At 48.5% G+C, this 235-nt stretch carries 1 protein-coding gene and 1 pseudogene; both read left to right on the top strand.

Translation table 11 applies throughout. The features are described 5' to 3' along the window. Nucleotides 1–147: DUF2586 family protein (locus FDX22_RS27295; protein WP_146718061.1), on the top strand; the 147-nt coding region annotated here is incomplete at its 5' end. Then, nucleotides 144–235: pseudogene (locus FDX22_RS27290) on the top strand (DUF2597 domain-containing protein); the annotation flags it as partial. The gene FDX22_RS27295 and the pseudogene FDX22_RS27290, both read left to right, overlap by 4 nt.

The following is a 235-nucleotide window of genomic DNA, read 5'->3' as shown; positions in this document are numbered from 1 at the left end:
GTGAAGCCGCCGCAAGAGGGTGATGTGACCATTGTCTGGAAGAACAAAAAGACGGTGGATATTTATCTGGTGGTACGCACCTGGGAAGTCCCGCTGCAAATCACCATCAGTCTGTTACTGGATGCCAGTCTGGAGGCCGCTGCATGAGTAAACGTATTTCGGGTATGTCGTTTGATACCTATCTCGATGGTGATCTGATCCACATCGAGAAAATCACACTCGATATCACGGATAA

The sequence above is a fragment of the Citrobacter sp. TBCS-14 genome (genome assembly GCF_005280805.1).
In the GTDB taxonomy this organism is placed as follows: Bacteria; Pseudomonadota; Gammaproteobacteria; order Enterobacterales; family Enterobacteriaceae; genus Citrobacter; species Citrobacter gillenii.
The sequence above is the reverse complement of the archived record's forward strand: the minus strand, read 5'-3'. Positions and strand labels throughout refer to the sequence as shown.